Source organism: Paenisporosarcina sp. P4_E4_2 (genome assembly GCF_056401595.1).
This window is the reverse complement of record NZ_JBFUJC010000578.1, coordinates 1-1,026: the sequence shown is the minus strand read 5'-3', so window position 1 is coordinate 1,026 and position 1,026 is coordinate 1. Positions and strand designations below refer to the sequence as shown.

Sequence of the window (1,026 nt, the reverse complement as noted above, 5' to 3'; positions counted from 1 at the left end):
GGCTCTAGGACATCGATTAATGGTATTGATTATCACTTCAATCATGCTAATAATTGCAACTTATGGGATGTTCCAAGTGGGAACCGAGTTTTTACCGGCTACTGATGAAGGATTCGTTAGTGTCAATGTCGAGTTAGATAATGGATCTTCTGTAAAAGCAACAAAAGCAGTAGTGAAAAAAATAGAAAATCAATTAAACAAAGAAAAAGATGTGGAGGTATATGTGAGTCTCGTTGGCGGAACACAACAAGGCCAATCTCGAGGAACTTCAGAATCGAATAGAGCGGAAGTATATATCAAGCTCATTCCTTTAGATAAACGTGAGCGTTCTGTATTTGAATTTGTGGATGAAGTACAACCAAAAGTATTGAAAGACGTAGGGGATGAGGCAGAAGTAAGTTTTAATTTACAAACTGCTGCTGGCTCCACACCAAATTCATTATCATTTTCCGTAACAGATACGGATGACAAACGTTTAGAAAAAGCCGTTTCTGATATTCAAGGCACTTTAAGTGAATTTGATTCAATTACAGAAATCACGAATGATTTAGATGAGAAAATAGATGAAGTGCAAGTGTCCTTGAATAAAGATGCAGCAACCGAATATGGACTGGCACCTGCACAAATTGCCCAAACGGTGAACAGTGTGACGCGAGGCGATTTTGCTACACAAATTATTTCAGAAAATGAAGATGTTTATGGTGTATATGTAAAATATGATGAAAAATACCGTAGCAGCATTCAGCAATTGAAGAAACTGAAATTGCGAACACCTTCAGGTCAATTTATTGAATTGCAGGAAGTGGCAGAAATAGAAATTGCCGAAGGTCCTGTTTCCATTCGTCGAATTGACCAAGCAGCTTCGGTCAGCTTTAAGCTAAAATATGAATCGTCTTATACTTTAGGTGAAATGTCCGATCAAGTTGACGAGGCAATTGAAAAATTAAACTTGCCAGAAGAGGTTGATATTAAGTTCGGTGGTGACCGCGAATTATTCGAGAATGCCATTAATGATATGTTGTTGGC

General features: G+C 37.8%; 1 protein-coding gene. It reads left to right on the top strand.

Annotated elements, in window-relative coordinates:
- Window positions 1–19: 19 nt before the first annotated feature.
- Window positions 20–1,026: efflux RND transporter permease subunit (locus AC1DSB_RS19860; protein ID WP_477587491.1), on the top strand; the 1,007-nt coding region annotated here is incomplete at its 3' end.